We start from the raw sequence: 15,711 nt of genomic DNA, 5'->3' as shown, positions 1-15,711 counted from the left end.
ACGCGACGGCAGGCAGGATGTCGGGGTGGACGAACACGACCTGCTGCTCTCCCCCGCCGGTGTCGACGCGCTGCGGGCCGCGCTGACCGGGACCGGTTTCACCAGCCACGGCATCGCCGATCGGCTGGGCGCCCAGGCGACTGCGGCGGTCGCCCGCAACGACTACCGGGCCGCGCTGCGCGCCACCGAGGACGGCGACCCGCTCGGCACCCTGATCCGGGTGTTCATCTGCGCCCAGACCGAGTCGGAGGCGGCGGTGGCCGCCGCGCTGGCACCGCTGAGCCTGGACGAGGCCCTCGCCGGCGGGCTGGTCGAGCGGTACGGCGACGGCCTGCGTGCCGGCGTCGACCTGGAGCCGTACGGCGAGGACTGGTGGGTGCTCGCCGACGTGCCGGCCAGCGCCCGCCCGGGCCGCCCGTTGCACGCCGAGCACGTCCTCGGCGTCGGCGGGGCGACCCACACATTGATCGGCGCGACCATGCGCCGGCCGGTCGACACCGCACTGGACCTGGGCACCGGCTCCGGCATCCAGGCCCTGCACCTGGGCACCCACGCCAGGTCCGTGACCGCCACCGACCTCTCCGAGCGGGCGCTGCGCTTCGCCGCGACCACCGCCGCCCTCAACGGTCAGGACTGGGAACTGCTCCGCGGCGACCTGGTCGCCCCGGTGGCCGGTCGGCGGTTCGACCTGGTGGTGAGCAACCCACCGTTCGTGGTCGGCCCGGGCACGACCACGCACGTGTACCGCGACTCCGGCCGGGTCGGTGACGCGATCGGCGCCGAACTGGCCGCCGCCGCCCCGGGCCTGCTCACCGAGGGCGGCACCATGCAGTACCTGGCGAACTGGGTGCACGTCGCCGGCGAGGAGTGGGACGAGCGGGTCGCCGGCTGGTTCGCCGGGACCGGCCTGGACGCCTGGGTGATCCAGCGCGAGGTGGCCGACCCGATGGCGTACGTCGACCTGTGGCTCACCGACGTCGGCGAGACCGCCGACCCGCAGCGGATGGCCGCCTGGCTGGACTGGTTCGACGCGCACAAGGTGGAGGGCATCGGCTTCGGCATCGTGTCACTGCGTCGAGGGGGGCACGCCGACCCGGTGGTCCGGGTGGAGGACCTGCGCCAGCGGGTGCAGCCACCGCTGGGCGACCAGGTCGCCGCCTGGTTCGACCGCCAGGACTTCCTCCGGGTACGCGACACCGAGGCGTTGCTCGCCGAGCGCTACCGGGCCGCCGAGGGCCTTCAGCTGCGACAGGAGGCCACCATGGGCGACGAGGGCTGGGGGGTGGACCGGCAGGTCCTGGCGATGCCGCACGGCCTGCGCTGGACCGAGGAGATCGATCCGCTGGTGCTGGCGCTTGTCGGTGGCGCCGACGGCCGGCTGCCGCTGCGTGACCAGCTCGCCCTGCTCGCCGCCGCGCACGACGTCGAGCCCGACGAGATGGCCGAGGCCGCCGGCCCGATCGTCGCGCATCTGGTGGAGCGCGGCTTCATCGAGCCGGTGAGCGCCTGATGCGGGCGGTGGTGCAGACCGTCGGCCGGGCCAGCGTGACTGTGGACGGCGAGGTGGTCGGTGCCATCGACAACGGCCTGCTGGTGCTGCTCGGGGTGACCCACACCGACACCGCGCAGACCGCTCAGACGATGGCCCGCAAGGTGCACGAGGTACGCATCCTGGACGGTGAGCGGTCCGCCGCCGACACCGGCGCGCCGATCCTGGTGGTCAGCCAGTTCACCCTCTACGGCGATGTTCGCAAGGGCCGCCGACCGAGCTGGACCGCCGCCGCCCCCGCCGAGGTCGCCGAGCCACTGGTGACAGCTGTGGTCGACGCCCTCCGCGAACGAGGAGCGAAGGTCGAGACCGGCCGCTTCCGCACCCACATGCTGGTCGAGAGCATCAACATCGGCCCCCAAACCCTCCTCCTGGACCTCTGACCCACCCACCCCCACCCCCGCCCAGCCCGGTTGATCATGAGGTTGACGGGCCTTTGGAAGATCGAATCGCCGGCCAACCCCATGATCAGCGGAGGCCGGCCCAGGGGTGCGGGGTGGGTCAGGAGAAGAGGCCTCGGCGGGACAGGGACTGGCGGAGCCAGTTGTCGAGTTCGGCGGTCCAGTCGGTGCGGTCGGCGGTGGCGTGGTCGACAGTGAAGCGGCCGAAGGCGTCCCGGCCCTCGGTGAAGACACCGCCGCGCTTGTCGACCTCCAGCACCACCTGCATCTGCTGCGCGTCGGCGATGAAGGTGACCTCCAACTGGTTGATCGAGCGGGCGTACTGCGGCGCCGGGCTGAACTCGATCTCCTGGTAGAACGGCAACGTCTGGCGTACGCCGTAGATGTGACCACGCTCCACATCGGCGCGTGCGAACCGGAAGCCCAGCCGCAGCAACGCGTCCAGCAGTCGCTCCTGCGCCGGCAGTGGGTGCACCGACACGGCGTCCAGGTCCCCCTTGTCAACCGCGCGGGCGACCTCCAACTCGGTACGCAGGCCCATCGTCATCCCGTGCAGGTGCTGCCCGTACAGCTCGGTGACCGGCGTCTCCCACGGCACGTCGAAGCGGAACGGGAGGTCGTAGCGCTGCCCCGGCTCCAGCCGGAACGCGCCGGTGACCTGCTGGCGGTGGAACTCCTGAGTGGTGTCGTAGTCATTGTCACCACTCTCGACCTCGACCCGGGTGACCAGGCCGAGGGCGACGTGGTCGATGTCGACCTGGTGGTCGCCGCCCATCACCTGAATGCGGCCCTCCACCTGGCCGCCCGGGCGGCAGTTCGGGTTGGCCAGCACCGTCTCCACCGACGGGCCGCCGACGCCCATCGCCTTCATGAGCCGCTTGAAGACCACACCGTCCTCCATCTGTCGTTTCGGCCGACCAGAGGTGGCCGGCCGTCCGCAAGGTAGCCGGGGCGGGCAACCACACACTCCGACGACACACCGCACCAGCGATCCGACGCAATTCCTGTCGGGTGCCCGATCGCCTCACTCCCGTTTTACGCCCCGCCCGCCAAGCTGTTGTCACACCGGCACCACTGGGCCGGGAACACGGCACCGACGTGGAAACGGGGAGAGACAGAGATGGTCCTGCAGATGACGGAACACCGGACGCGCCCGGCCACCACGACCGACACTGACGGGGCCCCCGAAGCCCTCGTCGACCTGGACGCCACCGACGAGCGCGGCATCTCCACCGACCTGGTCCGGGCCTACCTCAACGGGATCGGCCGGACGAAGCTGCTGACCGCCGCGCAGGAGGTCGACCTGGCCCGGCGCATCGAGGCCGGCCTTTTCGCCGACGAGAAGCTGGCCACCTGCACCCCGGTCTCCGCGGAGCTGCGAGCCGACCTGGAGCTGATCGTCGCCCAGGGTCGGGCGGCGAAGGACCACCTGTTGGAGGCGAACCTGCGGCTGGTGGTCAGCATCGCCAAGCGCTACACCGGCCGTGGCATGGCGTTTCTCGACCTGATCCAGGAGGGCAACCTCGGTCTGATCCGGGCCGTGGAGAAGTTCGACTACGCCAAGGGCTACAAGTTCTCCACGTACGCCACCTGGTGGATCCGGCAGGCCATCACCCGCGCCATGGCCGATCAGGCCCGCACCATTCGCATCCCGGTGCACATGGTCGAGCAGGTCAACCGGATGGTCCGGGCCCGCCGCGAACTGTCGGTGACGCTGGGCCGCGAACCGACTGTCGCCGAGGTGGCCCGCGCACTGGAGATCCCCGAGATCCAGGTCATCGAGCTGATCTCCTACGACCGGGAACCGGTCAGCCTGGACCAGGCCGTCGGCGACGACGGTGAGAGTGCCCTCGGCGACTTCGTGGCCTCGGTGGACCCGCGCACCGAGCCGGGCGACGCCGCCGCCCAGGGTGAGCTGCGCAACGAGGTCAGCGTCGTGCTCTCCACCCTGTCCCAGCGGGAGCAGGCGGTCATCCGCCTCCGGTTCGGCCTCGACGACGGCCGCCAGCGCACCCTGGACGAGGTCGGCCGGGAGTTCGGCCTGTCCCGGGAGCGGATCCGGCAGATCGAGAAGGTGACGCTACTGAAGCTGCGCGCCCCGGAGCGGGCTCAGCGCCTCGAGGCGTACGCCTGCTGACGCACCCGGTTCCCACGGAAGGCCCCGACGGTTCGCCGGGGCCTTCCGTGCTGTGCGGTGCTTGACGGCGACCTTCGAGCCCTGATAGAACCAAGTGGTTATTTAACCAGGAGGTTATGAGCGATGGGTGCGGAGCTGCTGGACGCGACCTTCGCTGCGCTGGCCCACCCGACCCGGCGGGCCATCCTCGCCCGGCTCGCGCGCAGCGAGGCCACAGTGACGGAGTTGGCGGAGCCCTTCGACATGAGCCAGCCGGCCATCTCCAAGCACCTCAGGGTGCTGGAACGCGCTGGCCTCGTCAGCCGGGGGCGGGACGCCCAGCGCCGGCCGTGCCGGTTGGAGGCCCGACCACTGCGCGAGGCGACGGCCTGGCTCGCCGACTACCGCGACTACTGGGCGGAGAGCTACCAACGCCTCGACGCGCTTCTCGACGAACTCCACGCCGGTGACCGCACCGACGTCGAGCGTCGGCCCGACCGACCGGACGGGACGGGAGGGTGACCGGCGTCGAGGATCCGCTCGTCGTCCACACCTCGGGCGACCGGGGGATCGTGTTGAGTCGGCTGTTCGAGGCACCGGCGCAGTTGGTGTTCGGCGCCTTCACCCAACCCGACCTGCTGGTCCGGTGGTACGGCGCGCGCGGCTGGAGGCTGGCAGAGTGCGACATCGACCTGCGGGTCGAGGGACGGTGGCGGTTCGTGTCGCTGGGCCCGGAGGGCGCCCGGATGGTCCAGGCTGGGGTCTACCGGCACGTCGAGCCAACGCGCCGGCTGGTCTACACCGAACTCTTCGACGACCAGTCCTATCCAGGCGAGACGCTGGTCAGCCACGAGTTCTCCGAGGTGGCCGGGCGAACGACAGTCACCACCACCCTGCTCTACGCCACCGCAGGAGGGCGGGACACCGTGCTGCGGTACCCGATGGCCCGGGGCGCCGGGCAGAGCTTCACGCGGCTCGCCGAGCTGCTGCGCGCGACAGCGACGACAGGAGGAGAACAACAATGAACTGGACGTTGGAAGTGGTGATCGTGCCGGTCTCCGATGTGGACCGGGCCAAGAAGTTCTACGCCGACCAGCTCGGCTTCACTGTGGACCACGACACCGTGATCAACGACGAGGCGCGCATCGTCCAGCTGACGCCGCCCGGCTCGGGATGCTCGATCGTGATCGGCAAAGGCGTCGTGCCGGAGATGCCGCCCGGCTCACTCAGGGGCCTGCAACTGGTGGTGCCCGATCTGAAGCGGGCCCACGAGGAGTTGGTCGGGCGGGGTGTGGAGGTCAGCGAGATCCAGGTGGTGGGTCAGAACCCCCGGCCGGTGCCGGATCCGCTGGACAACGTCGGCTTCGTCTTCTTCGCCGACCCGGACGGCAACACCTGGGGCGTCCAGCAGATCTCCAGCCGCGCCTGACCGGGCACGCTCACAGGCGGCGGGGGCCGGTGTCCGGGCGGGCGACGATGCCACCCGTCCCCACCTGGGCGTGCAGGACCGAGATGCCGTCCGGGCGGGCGAGCACCGGGTTGAGGGTCAGGGATCGCACCCGGGGCTGTTCGTCGGCGAGCTGACCCACCCGCAGCAGCAGATCGGCCAGGGCCGCCCGGTCGACCGGCGCGGCCCCCCGGTGCCCGCGCAGCAGCGGCGCCGCCCGAGGCTCGTCGACCAGCTCGGCCGCGTCCCGGTCGGTCAGCGGCACCGCCCGCCAGGCCCGATCGCCGAGCAGCTCGGTGGCGACCCCGCCCAGGCCGAAGCCGACCACCGGCCCGAACGCGGGGTCCTCCACCACCTCCACCACGCAGGCCACCCCGGGCGGGACCATCGGCTGGACCAGCGCGTCCGCGCCGAAGGTCGCCGCCAGGTCGGCGTACGCCCGGCGGAGGGTCGGCTCGTCGGGCAGGTCCAGCCGGACCGCGCCGAGGTCGAGCCGGTGCCGCAGCCCGGGGGCAGCCGCCTTGAGCGCCACCGGGAAGCCCAACCGCGCCGCCGCGTCGACCGCCGCGTCGGCCGAATCGACGGACGCCGAGGCCACCACGTCGATGCCGTACGCGGCCAGCAGCGCATCCGGGTCGGTGGCGTCGGCCCGGAGCGCGGCCTGCGCGGCAGCCCGATCGAGCCGGGGCAGCTCCGGTGCCACCCCGGGCGGGCGGCGAAGCCACTCGGCGTACCGGTGCGCGCGGGCGAGCGCGCGGACCGCCTCCTCCACACCGCCGTACGCCGGTACCCCCGGCGGCAGCCGCCCGACCAGGAACGTCGCCACTGTCGGCTTGCCCAACGCGAGGGCGGCCGGCAGCGCGGCGGTCACGTCGGCGTCCACCTCGGTCAGCTGGCCGGGTAGCGGCGGGGCGAAGACCACCACCAGGGCGTCCACCCGTTCGTCGGCGGCCGTCTCGGCGAGCGCGGCGGCGAACTCGGCGGCACCGGCGCTCGGCCCGACGTCGCGGGGATAACCGTCGGCCACGCTCAGGCCGTGCCCGAGGCAGGCGGTCGCGGCGAGCCCGGTGAGCGCCGAGGAGTTGCCCACCACACCGACCCGGCCGCCGGCCGGCAACGGCTGGTTGGCCAGCAGCACACCCACGTCGAGCAGCTCCGGCACGGTGTCCACCCGGATCACCCCGGACTGGGCGAAGAGCGCCGCCACCGCCACCTCGTCCGGCCCGGCGGCGTCACCGACCCCGGGCGGGCGGGCCGGCGAGGCGAGCGCGACGACCGGCTTGGCGCGGCCGATCCGCCGGGCCAGCCGGGCGAACTTGCGCGGGTTCCCGAAGGTCTCCAGGTAGAGCATGATCACGTCGGTGCCGGGGTCGTCCTGCCAGTACTGCAGCAGGTCGTTGCCGGAGACGTCGGCCCGGTTGCCGGCCGAGACGAAGCTGGACAACCCGAGGCCCCGCCGGTCCGCCTCGGCGAGCAGCGCCACTCCGAACGCACCGGACTGACTGAAGATGCCGACCCTGCCGGCCGGCGGCAACGCGGGGGCGAGGGTGGCGTTGAGGCGTACCGTCGGATCGGTGTTGGCCACGCCCAGACAATTCGGGCCGACGACCCGCATCCCGGCCGCGTGCGCCGCGCGGACCAGCGCCCGCTGCCTGGCCGCGCCCTCGCCGCCGGCCTCGGCGAAGCCGGCCGAGATGACCACCAGGCCGTGCACCCCCGCGGCGGCGGCGTCGGCCACCACGGCGGTCGCCGCCTCCGGTGGGACCGCCACCACCGCCAGGTCCACCGGCGCTCCGGCGTCAACCGCCGACGGGTACGCGGGGAGGCCCGCCACTGTCGACGCGCTCGGATGCACCGGCACCACCGCGCCGGTGAACCCGCCGTCGCGCAGGTGCCCGAGCACCGCCGCGCCGACGCCCTGGCCGGTGGCGCTGGCTCCGTAGACGACGATGCCCCGCGGGGCGAGCAGCCGGGCGATCGAGCGGGCCTCGGTCCGGTGCTCCCGGCCGCGCTGCACCTCCAGGCTGGCCTCCGTGGGCGCGATCGGGAAGCTCAGGTGGACCACGCCGTCGGCGTACTCGCGCTGGACCTGGTAGCCGAAGTCGGCGAAGACCCGCAGCATCGTCCCGTTGGCCGGCAGCACCTCCGCGACGAAGCTCATGATGTCGTTGCGGCGGGCCGCGTCGGCCAGGTGCTCCATCAGCACCGAGCCGATGCCCCGCCCCTGGTAGGCGTCCTCCACCACGAAGGCCACCTCCGCCTCGGGGGCCTGCGGGCCGAGCCGCTCGTACCGGCCGACCGCGACGATCTGGTCGGCGGCCAGCACCACGAACGCCTCCCGGTCGTGGTGGTCCACTGTGACGAAACGGATCAGATCCCGTTCCGGGATGCGCGGGTACGGCGAGAAGTACCGCAGGTAGCGGGTGCGCTCGGAGAACCGGCTGTGCATCGCCACGATGCCCGGCGCGTCAGCCGGGTCGATCGGTCGCAACTGGACGGTGCTGCCATCACTGAGCAGCACGTCGACCGGCTGGTCCACGGTCGTCACCGGAACGCCCTCCCCCCGCCCGGCTCAGTCCCGGGGATCGTGCGGGTCGAGCCCGAGCAGCGGGAAGACAGTCTTGCGGGTCGCCGCGATCGCCCGGTCCACCGCGTTCGGCTCGCCAGTCGGCTGCCACGGCTCGTACGACGGGTCGGCGTCGTCGGTCATCCGCAGCGGTATCTCCCGGCCCAGACGTCGGGAGGCGACCAGGTCCCGCCACGCGGGTGGGGTGAGCGTGGCCGGGTCGATCGGGTCACCGGTGGCCACGGCCAACAGGTGACTCCAGGCCCGGGGCACCACCTCGACGAGCGCGTACCCGCCGCCGCCGGTGGCCACCCACCTGCCTTCACACAACTCGTCGGCGAGAGCCCGCATCGCCAGGTAGGTGGCCCGCTGCCCGTCCACCGTCAGGTTCAGGTCGGCGAGCGGATCCAGTCGGTGGCCGTCGGCGCCGCACTGGCTGACCAGCACCTGCGGCCGGAACGCGCGCAGCACCGACGGCACGATCGCGTGGAACGCGCGCTGCCAGCCGCTGTCGTCGACACCCGGCGGCAACGGCATGTTGACAGCGGTGCCCTGCGCGCCCGGCCCACCCGTCTCGTCCGGGAAACCCGTGCCCGGAAAGAGCGCCAGCGGGGTCTCGTGCAGGCTGACCGTCAGCACCCGCGGGTCGTTCCAGAAGATGTCCTGCACCCCGTCGCCGTGGTGCACGTCGACGTCCACGTACGCGACCCGCTCGGCACCCAGGTCGAGCAGGCGGGCGATGGCCACCGCCGGGTCGTTGTAGACGCAGAAGCCGGAGGCTCGGGCGGACATCGCGTGGTGCAGCCCACCGGCCACGTTCACCGCCCGGCGGGCGTCGCCGCGCCAGACCGCCTCGGCCGCGGCCACCGTCGCGCCGGCGATGAGCGCGCTGGACTCGTGCATCCCCTCGAAGACCGGGTTGTCGGAGGTGCCCAGCCCGTACCCGGCGAAGAGCGGGTCGCGCGGCGCGTTACGCACCGCGGCGAGGTAGGCCGGCTCGTGCACCCGGGTGAGCAGAGCATCGTCGGCGGGCTCCGGCTTGACCATCCGCACCCCTGGTCGATTCAGGATGCCCAGCTCGCGGGCGAGCGCGATGGTCAGCTCCACCCGGACCGGGTCGAGTGGATGGTCACCCATGTCGTAGGCGAGCAGCGACTCGTCCCACACCACCACCGTGTCGTCGGACATGAGCCCATCGTCGCACGAGGACCGGCGCCGGCCCACCGCACGCGCTGGTCAGCGGCCGGGTGTCGGCCCGGAGGCGACCGGCCGGGCCGGGTCCGCCACCCAGTTGCTCCACGATCCGACGTAGAGCGCGGCGTCCGTGCGGCCGGCCAGGTGCAGCGCGAGCACCGCCTGGGCGGCGGTTACCCCCGAGCCGCAGTACGCGCCGACGGCCCGTCCCTCGGTCACCCTGGCGGCGGCGAACCGCTCGCTCAACACGTCGGCGGCCAGGAAGCGGCCGTCCGGCCCGACGTACTCACCGGCGGGCAGGTTCGCCGCTCCCGGCACGTGCCCGGCGACCGGGTCGATCGGCTCGACCTCGCCCCGGTAGCGGGGCGCCGCCCGTACGTCGAGCAGCACGGCGTCGTCCGCGGCGGCCAGCGCGGCGGCCTGCCCGGCGTCGAGCACCGGGAGATCACCGGGGCGCACGACGACGTCACCGGGAGGTGGGGCGGGCGCGTCGGTGGAGACGGGCCGGCCGGCGCCGACCCAGGCCGGGTAGCCGCCGTGCAACACACGCACCGGCCGGTGCCCCGCCCAGCGCAGCGTCCACCAGGCCCGCGCCGCGGCCATGCCGTCGCCGCCGTCGTACACCACAACGGGGTGACCGGCGCGGACGCCGGCGGCCCGCAGCGCGGCCTGCAACGCGGCCGGGTCGGGCAGCGGGTGCCGGCCGCCGGCGCCCGGCGCCCCACAGAGCGCGGTGTCCAGGTCGACGAAGACCGCCCCGGGCAGGTGACCGGCGAGGTAGTCGTCGCGGCCGGGCGGGCCGACGAGCCGCCAGCGGACGTCGAGCAGGGTGGGCGGATCGACCTGGTCGAGCTCGGCGACGAGCCGATCGACCTCGACCAACGGCTCCTGGGTACCGGACATGGCGACCATCCAACACCATTCGCGTAGACGGCACGCGGTTCGGCGGCGGTCGCCAGTCGTTCACCGAGGTAACATCGTGCACCGGAGGGCCGCTGACCTTATGAAGTCTCACGACCTGGTCGACACGACCGAAATGTACCTGCGCACCATCCTCGAGTTGGAAGAAGAGGGGGTGCCACCGCTGCGTGCCCGGATCGCCGAAAGGCTGCAGCAGAGTGGCCCCACGGTGAGCCAGACCGTCGCCCGGATGGAGCGCGACGGCCTGCTCACCGTCGAGGGAGACCGGCACCTGACGCTCACCGCCCAAGGTCGCGGCAGCGCCGTGTCCGTGATGCGCAAGCACCGCCTCGCCGAGCTGTTGCTGGTCAACGTCATCGGGATGCCCTACGAGGAGGCCCACGAGGAGGCCTGCCGCTGGGAGCACGTGATGAGCGACGCCGTGGAGAAGCGGGTCTACGACCTGCTCAACCGGCCGAGCCGTTCCCCGTACGGCAACCCGATCCCCGGGCTTGAGGAGCTGGGTTCGCCGGCCGCGGAGACCACCGAGGCCCCGGAGGGCGAGCGCAACCTGGCCTTCCCCGGCCTCTCCGGGTCGGTAGTGGTGCGCCGGATCTGCGAGAGCGTGCAGAAGGACGCCGACGTGCTGCGCCAACTGCACGCCGCCGGTGTCGACCCGGGCGCCACTGTGACAGTGGCCCAGGAGCGCGACGGGGTGTCGATCGACCGCTCCGGTGACCGGGTGCGACTGCCCCGCGAGGTCGCCTCCCGGGTCTTCGTCGCCGCCACCTGAGTCGCCGCCACCTGATCAACCGGGCACCCGGGCGTCACAACGCCCGGGTGTCCACCTTTTTCGCCAGCGCGGCCAGGTCACCGGTCAGCTTCTCCACCGCCGAGCGCTCACTGCCACGGGCCGCGGTCCAGCTCACCGTGGCGAGCCGTCCGTCGCCGGCCAGCCAGCCCACCTCGGCGACCGGCCCGTGCCCGCTGGCCGCGGCGGTGGTCCGCTTGTACGCCTGCTGACCCAGCCCGGTGACCTTCGCCGCCTTGTCCGGCACCACATCCGCGCCGAAGCTGGTCTTGTCGATCGTGGTCTCGGTCACGCTGAGTGTCAGCTCCGGCAGGGTGGCACCCGAGGCCCGGACCACACAAGTGTGGGTGTCGCCCTGTTCGCTGGCCGCCGCCACGTCGAAGCGGACCTTCACCGCCTGCTCGATCACTGTGAAGTCCAGCAGACGGCAGGCGCCGCCCGAGGAGGCCGCCGCCACATCCACAGCGATCGGCACCGGCGGCGGCACCGCCACCGGCTCCGCCTCGTCGGCGCAGCCGCTCACCAGCAGCCCGGCCAGCCCGGCGACCACGATCCGCCCGCGCACATTCCACCCTCTCGCCGACCGACGGCGGAAGGCGCCCGCCAGATGTCCGTCGGACACCGTACGGGGTGTCGGTGTCGCGCGGAAGCCCTCGTTCTACGCCTATTCCGAGGGTGGATCATCCACGTACGGACAGTGCCGGCAGCCGCGCCCGCAGCACGTGCCGCGGCGGGCCAGAAACCCGGCGCTGAGCACGAACAGCCCGCTCGCCGGGTCGAGGTAACCAGCCTCGTCGGCGGCCAACGCGGCGGTGTGCGCGGCGAGGATCCGGGCCCGGTCGGGATGGTCGGACGACAGCCGGGACGGGTGCGGCTCGGTGAGCGGCCGGCCGGCCAGGGGTCGTCGCTCTCCGGTCACCGGAGCAGTCTAGGGACGAGCACCGCCGCCCGGCTCATCCGTGCCGGGCCAGCGCGGCGGCCACCTCGCCTCGACCGCCGCCCGCGGCGAGTAGCAGACGCAGCAGCACCCGGGCCTTGTACGGGTCGAGCAGCCCGCCGTTGAGCAGGCCGCGTCGTTGCAGGTCGGTCTCCGAGCCGACCGCCCCGTACGTGTGCCGCAACACCGACCCTGCCCCGGAGCGGGAGGTGAGCACGACCGGCATCCGCTCGGCCAGGTCCCCGAGCGCCGGGGCGAGCGTGGCGGGCACGTGCCCGACGCCGAACCCGGCTACCACCAGGGCGTGGTGGGTGTGGTCCAGGTCGTTCAGCAGCAGCCCGTCGTCATCCATCGTCACCACGTACAGGGCCACCCGGGTCGCGTCGAGCCGGTCCGGGTCGACGGGTGACAGCGGCTCGTGCCGCACCGGCCGGGTCAACACCCGCACCTCGCCCTCGATCACCTGCCCGAGCGGACCGGTGTTGGGCGAGGCGAAGGTGCTGATGCTGGTGCTGTGCGTCTTGCGCAGCCAGCGAGCGGCGTGTACCTCGTCGTTGACCGCGACCAGCACGCCCAGATCACGGGCGGCCGGAGCGGCAGCCACCCGCAGCGCCGCGAGCAGGTTCGCCGGCCCGTCCGCACCGGCCAGCGTGGGGTTGCGCATCGCGCCCGTGAAGACCAGCGGGGCGGCGTGTGGCCAGACCAGGTCGGCCAGGAACGCCGTCTCCTCCAGGGTGTCGGTGCCCTGGGTGACCACGACACCGGTCGCCCCGTCGGACACCGCCCGTGACGCCTCGTCGACCACGGCGAGTAGCTGCCGGCCGGTGAGGTGGGCGCTGGGCACCGCGTGGGTGTCCCGCACTTCCACGGGTACGCCCACCTGGGCCAGGCCGGGCACTGCGGCGGTGAGGTCCGCGCCGGTGAGCCGGGTGACCACACCGGGGCGTCCGGCGTCGACGCCACCCATCGCGATCGTGCCGCCGAGGGTGATCAGGGCGATGGACACGGGTTTCGAGCCTCCGTTCGGCCGCTCGGTGCGGGCCCCGGGACGGTACCCGCCGTCTGGGATGCGACGACATGCCCCCGCAGGCGTCGCGGTGGGTCGCCGTTTCGTCGTACGGTCCGACGACGATCGGGTTCGACACCCGTCGACGCATACGGAGGAGACGCGATGCGGAAGATCGTTGTGCAGATGAGCCTGTCGTTGGACGGGTTCTTCGAGGGCCCGGGCGGCGACATCGGCTGGCACCAGGTCGACGAGGAGTTGCACCAGCACTTCAACGACGTGATCGCCCCGATGGGCGGGTTCCTCAGCGGCCGGGTCAGCCACGAGTTAATGGCCGCCTACTGGCCGACCGCCGATCAGGACCCGGCCGCCAGCGGCCCGGAGCGCGAGTTCGCCCGGATCTGGCGGGACATGCCGAAGATCGTCTACTCGCGCACCCTCGACCACGCCGACTGGAACGCCACTGTCGTGCGCGAGGTCGACGTCGAGCAGGTCCGCAAGCTCACCGCAGAACCGGGCGGCGACCTGGCGCTCGGGGGGGCCGACCTGGCCGCGACGTTCGCCCGGCACGACCTGATCGACGAGTACCGGATCTACGTCCACCCGGTGCTTGTCGGTCGGGGCCGTCGGCTCTTCCCCGACGCCGAGACTCCGACCGGTCTGCGGCTGGTGGAGAGCCGGGTCTTCGGCAACGGCGTGGTCCTGCTCCGCCACGAGCGGGCGCGCTGACCGATGAGCGCGGGTGCTTGAGTCTCCACCGGGGGGAGACGCGAGGGTGGGGGCATGAGCGGGCAGACGTTTCACACGATCGGCGACCTGGCCCGACGGACCGGCCTGAGCGTCAAGACCATCCGGTACTACGCCGACAGCGGGGTCGTGCCGCCGACGGACCGGAGCCCGGCCGGCTACCGGCGGTACGGCCCGGGGGCCGTGGCCCGGTTGGAGCTAGTCCGGACGCTGCGTGACCTGGGCCTGGACCTGGCCACCATCCGGCGGGTGGTGGACCAGGAGGTGCCCCTTCGCGAGGTGGCCGCCGCGCACGCCGAGGCGTTGGCCGTGCAGATCCGGGTGCTGCGGCTACGCCAGGCGGTGCTCACCGTCGCGGCGAGGCGAGGGTCGGGCCCGGCCGAGGTGGACGAGCTGCACCGGCTGGCCCAGCTCACCACCCGCGAGCGAGGGCAGTTGGTCAGCGACTTCCTGGACGGCGTCTTCGCCGGCCTCGGTGACCAGCCCGCCTACCCGGGTGTGATCGTCTCGTTGACGCCGGAGCTTCCCGACGACCCCAGCACCGAGCAGGTCGAGGCGTGGCTGGAGCTGGCGGAGTTGTGCCGGGACCCGGAGTTCCAGGCCCGGATGCGGCGGCTGGCGCGGCAACACGCCGCCGACCACGACGTCCCGGGGCTGCCCCGCCCGGACGCCGTCGCTGTGGTCAGGGACGCGGTGGCCCCCGCCCTCGCCGCTGGTGTCGACCCGACCAGCCCGGACGCCGACCCGGTGATCGCTGCCGTCACCAACCGGTACGCGAGCCTGCATTGTCACTCCGACGAGGCCGATCTGCGTCGGCGGTTACTTGACCGGCTCGTTCCGGCCAACGACCCCCGCCGGGACCGCTACCTCGACCTGTTGGCGGTGCTGAACGGCTGGTCGACCGGCGATGCGACGGCGCCGGCCGTGGACTGGTTCATCCGGGCCCTGCACCACCGCATGCCCGAGCCGGCTCGTTGACCTGACCGATGGCGGCGTCAGCCGAACCAGGTCAGCGCCTGGCCGTGGCCTCTGGCCCAGGCCAGCGGCTTTCCGTCGAGCGCGAGGACGTTGTGCAGCGCGTCGCTCGGCGGGTTGGGCAGCCCGCCGTACCGGAGCACTTCCGGCTCCTCGTTCGCCACCCAGTGCCCCGGCAGCTCCCGGACCAACCTCACGAACGCGTCCCGGCGCGGGGGCGGCACCTGATAGAGCACTGACGTGTGGAAGACCACCAGCGTCGCGTCGGTCGGCGCCCGCGCGGCCAGCGCCGGCAGGTCGTCCACCAGGTCGCCGCGGACCAGCAGCGGCGGGTCGGCTGCGGCGACCGCCGCCGCGGCGCGCAGCCGGGCCCGCCGGTGGGCGTGCTCCGGCCAGATCAGTCCGTCCAACCAGGACACGTCGTCGGGGTCGTTCACGTCGAGCGGGTTGAGGTCCAGGCCGGCCCGCCACACCACCTGGGGTACGCGCGCCGGCGGCACCAGCCCGTTGGCCGCGCAGTCGAGGACCAGCTCGCCGGAGCCGACCCGATGGTCGCCGTAGCGGTACGCGTACCGGTCGGGGTAGAGGCAGAGCCCGGCCGACGCACCGACCTCCAGCAGGGCGAGGGGCTGCGGCAACGCGGCGAGCACCGGCAACAAAACCGCACACCGACCCGCCTCGTTCGTCTGGGTGGCCCGGACACGCATCTGCGTCTCGATGGCCGGCCAGTGCGTCACCACGTACTCGTGGAACGCGGCCGGGTCGTCGACCGGGCCACCGAGCCAGCGGACGACGCCGAACAGCAGATTCGGCTGCCGCTTGGCCGGCGGAAGCCCGTCGAGCAGGGTGAGCAGGTCGTCGTCGCGGGCGACGGCCTGCGACAGGCGCTCATACGTCGCCGACACCCCGCGCGCCTCGTAGCTGCCGAACGTGGCGTACGCCTCAGCGGTCGTCATGCCCTCATCGTTGCAGCCCATTCCTCGGTAGTTCAGCCCCCATTTCCGTGCGCTGACTCACCCGCCTCGTAGAGTGCTGCGGCGGCCGGACCGGTGAGCAGCAGCC

At 72.9% G+C, this 15,711-nt stretch carries 17 protein-coding genes; 9 read left to right on the top strand and 8 right to left on the bottom strand.

Annotated elements, in window-relative coordinates:
- The first annotated feature begins 25 nt into the window (after positions 1-25).
- A complete protein-coding gene (locus ACLJOK_RS23975) occupies positions 26-1,510 on the top strand; it encodes a methyltransferase (RefSeq protein ID WP_410820872.1) in 1,485 nt (494 codons plus the stop codon).
- Positions 1,510-1,932: a D-aminoacyl-tRNA deacylase gene (gene dtd / locus ACLJOK_RS23970; protein WP_410820871.1), complete on the top strand. Its 423-nt coding sequence runs from the start codon at positions 1,510-1,512 to the stop codon at positions 1,930-1,932. The genes ACLJOK_RS23975 and dtd overlap by 1 nt, the downstream gene beginning before the upstream one ends.
- A gap of 118 nt (positions 1,933-2,050) precedes the next feature.
- Here the strand turns inward: dtd and ACLJOK_RS23965 are convergent, their stop codons facing one another.
- Entirely contained in the window at positions 2,051-2,839 is a 789-nt protein-coding gene (locus ACLJOK_RS23965) for a sporulation protein (RefSeq protein WP_410821577.1), read from the bottom strand.
- A gap of 231 nt (positions 2,840-3,070) precedes the next feature.
- Here ACLJOK_RS23965 and sigB point away from each other — a divergent pair, with 231 nt between their 5' ends.
- The 4 genes from sigB to ACLJOK_RS23945 all read left to right on the top strand — a co-directional run bounded on the left by sigB (position 3,071) and on the right by ACLJOK_RS23945 (position 5,495).
- Complete coding sequence (gene sigB, locus ACLJOK_RS23960) at positions 3,071-4,087, top strand: RNA polymerase sigma factor SigB (RefSeq protein ID WP_410820870.1); 1,017 nt, start codon at positions 3,071-3,073, stop codon at positions 4,085-4,087.
- Positions 4,088-4,210: 123 nt separating this feature from the next.
- Positions 4,211-4,588, top strand: a complete 378-nt coding sequence (locus tag ACLJOK_RS23955) for an ArsR/SmtB family transcription factor (protein WP_410820869.1) — start codon at positions 4,211-4,213, stop codon at positions 4,586-4,588.
- Positions 4,585-5,091, top strand: coding sequence for an SRPBCC domain-containing protein (locus tag ACLJOK_RS23950; RefSeq protein ID WP_410820868.1), 507 nt, complete (start codon positions 4,585-4,587; stop codon positions 5,089-5,091). Before ACLJOK_RS23955 ends, ACLJOK_RS23950 begins: the two co-directional genes overlap by 4 nt.
- Positions 5,088-5,495 (top strand): VOC family protein, encoded by a 408-nt coding sequence (locus tag ACLJOK_RS23945; RefSeq protein ID WP_410820867.1) that lies wholly within the window; start codon positions 5,088-5,090, stop codon positions 5,493-5,495. The genes ACLJOK_RS23950 and ACLJOK_RS23945 overlap by 4 nt, the downstream gene beginning before the upstream one ends.
- Before the next feature lie 10 nt (positions 5,496-5,505).
- On the opposite strand, the gene ACLJOK_RS23940 is transcribed toward ACLJOK_RS23945, so the two are convergent.
- The 3 genes from ACLJOK_RS23940 to ACLJOK_RS23930 are packed head-to-tail and all read right to left on the bottom strand — an operon-like array spanning position 5,506 to position 10,176.
- Complete coding sequence (locus ACLJOK_RS23940; protein WP_410820866.1) at positions 5,506-8,061, bottom strand: GNAT family N-acetyltransferase; 2,556 nt, start codon at positions 8,059-8,061, stop codon at positions 5,506-5,508.
- A gap of 24 nt (positions 8,062-8,085) precedes the next feature.
- Entirely contained in the window at positions 8,086-9,267 is a 1,182-nt protein-coding gene (locus tag ACLJOK_RS23935) for an acetoin utilization protein AcuC (protein ID WP_410820865.1), read from the bottom strand.
- Between the two features lie 48 nt (positions 9,268-9,315).
- Positions 9,316-10,176, bottom strand: a complete 861-nt coding sequence (locus ACLJOK_RS23930) for a sulfurtransferase (RefSeq protein WP_410820864.1) — start codon at positions 10,174-10,176, stop codon at positions 9,316-9,318.
- A 100-nt stretch (positions 10,177-10,276) separates the two neighbouring features.
- On the opposite strand from ACLJOK_RS23930, the gene ACLJOK_RS23925 reads away from it, so the two are divergent.
- On the top strand, positions 10,277-10,966 hold the full coding sequence (locus ACLJOK_RS23925) for a metal-dependent transcriptional regulator (protein ID WP_410820863.1): 690 nt from the start codon (positions 10,277-10,279) through the stop codon (positions 10,964-10,966).
- Between the two features lie 34 nt (positions 10,967-11,000).
- Here the strand turns inward: ACLJOK_RS23925 and ACLJOK_RS23920 are convergent, their stop codons facing one another.
- The 3 genes from ACLJOK_RS23920 to ACLJOK_RS23910 all read right to left on the bottom strand — a co-directional run bounded on the left by ACLJOK_RS23920 (position 11,001) and on the right by ACLJOK_RS23910 (position 12,927).
- The gene (locus tag ACLJOK_RS23920) at positions 11,001-11,549 is read right to left on the bottom strand and encodes a hypothetical protein (RefSeq protein WP_410820862.1); all 549 of its coding nucleotides are present in this window, start codon (positions 11,547-11,549) and stop codon (positions 11,001-11,003) included.
- A gap of 99 nt (positions 11,550-11,648) precedes the next feature.
- Positions 11,649-11,903 (bottom strand): DUF5522 domain-containing protein, encoded by a 255-nt coding sequence (locus ACLJOK_RS23915; RefSeq protein WP_410820861.1) that lies wholly within the window; start codon positions 11,901-11,903, stop codon positions 11,649-11,651.
- A 34-nt stretch (positions 11,904-11,937) separates the two neighbouring features.
- The gene (locus tag ACLJOK_RS23910) at positions 11,938-12,927 is read right to left on the bottom strand and encodes an asparaginase (protein ID WP_410820860.1); all 990 of its coding nucleotides are present in this window, start codon (positions 12,925-12,927) and stop codon (positions 11,938-11,940) included.
- A 165-nt stretch (positions 12,928-13,092) separates the two neighbouring features.
- Here ACLJOK_RS23910 and ACLJOK_RS23905 point away from each other — a divergent pair, with 165 nt between their 5' ends.
- Both ACLJOK_RS23905 and ACLJOK_RS23900 read left to right on the top strand, forming a co-directional pair.
- The gene (locus tag ACLJOK_RS23905) at positions 13,093-13,656 is read left to right on the top strand and encodes a dihydrofolate reductase family protein (protein ID WP_410820859.1); all 564 of its coding nucleotides are present in this window, start codon (positions 13,093-13,095) and stop codon (positions 13,654-13,656) included.
- 54 nt (positions 13,657-13,710) lie between these two features.
- Entirely contained in the window at positions 13,711-14,652 is a 942-nt protein-coding gene (locus ACLJOK_RS23900) for a MerR family transcriptional regulator (RefSeq protein ID WP_410820858.1), read from the top strand.
- Positions 14,653-14,669: 17 nt separating this feature from the next.
- On the opposite strand, the gene ACLJOK_RS23895 is transcribed toward ACLJOK_RS23900, so the two are convergent.
- Entirely contained in the window at positions 14,670-15,605 is a 936-nt protein-coding gene (locus ACLJOK_RS23895; protein WP_410820857.1) for a DUF2332 domain-containing protein, read from the bottom strand.
- Between the last annotated feature and the right edge of the window lie 106 nt (positions 15,606-15,711).

The organism is Micromonospora sp. 050-3, assembly GCF_046549335.1.
GTDB classification, from domain to species: domain Bacteria; phylum Actinomycetota; class Actinomycetes; order Mycobacteriales; family Micromonosporaceae; genus Micromonospora; species Micromonospora trifolii.
This window is presented reverse-complemented; position numbering and strand designations above follow the sequence as displayed.

What these genes read in the sequence shown, in the direction of transcription:
- sigB (WP_410820870.1), top strand. Translation starts at nt 3,071, where the DNA reads ATGGTCCTGCAGATGACGGAACACCGGACGCGCCCGGCCACCACGACC.
- dtd (WP_410820871.1), top strand. Translation starts at nt 1,510, where the DNA reads ATGCGGGCGGTGGTGCAGACCGTCGGCCGGGCCAGCGTGACTGTGGAC.
- ACLJOK_RS23900 (WP_410820858.1), top strand. Translation starts at nt 13,711, where the DNA reads ATGAGCGGGCAGACGTTTCACACGATCGGCGACCTGGCCCGACGGACC.
- ACLJOK_RS23945 (WP_410820867.1), top strand. Translation starts at nt 5,088, where the DNA reads ATGAACTGGACGTTGGAAGTGGTGATCGTGCCGGTCTCCGATGTGGAC.
- ACLJOK_RS23895 (WP_410820857.1), bottom strand. Translation starts at nt 15,605, where the DNA reads ATGACGACCGCTGAGGCGTACGCCACGTTCGGCAGCTACGAGGCGCGC.
- ACLJOK_RS23925 (WP_410820863.1), top strand. Translation starts at nt 10,277, where the DNA reads ATGAAGTCTCACGACCTGGTCGACACGACCGAAATGTACCTGCGCACC.
- ACLJOK_RS23935 (WP_410820865.1), bottom strand. Translation starts at nt 9,267, where the DNA reads ATGTCCGACGACACGGTGGTGGTGTGGGACGAGTCGCTGCTCGCCTAC.
- ACLJOK_RS23905 (WP_410820859.1), top strand. Translation starts at nt 13,093, where the DNA reads ATGCGGAAGATCGTTGTGCAGATGAGCCTGTCGTTGGACGGGTTCTTC.
- ACLJOK_RS23930 (WP_410820864.1), bottom strand. Translation starts at nt 10,176, where the DNA reads ATGTCCGGTACCCAGGAGCCGTTGGTCGAGGTCGATCGGCTCGTCGCC.
- ACLJOK_RS23955 (WP_410820869.1), top strand. Translation starts at nt 4,211, where the DNA reads ATGGGTGCGGAGCTGCTGGACGCGACCTTCGCTGCGCTGGCCCACCCG.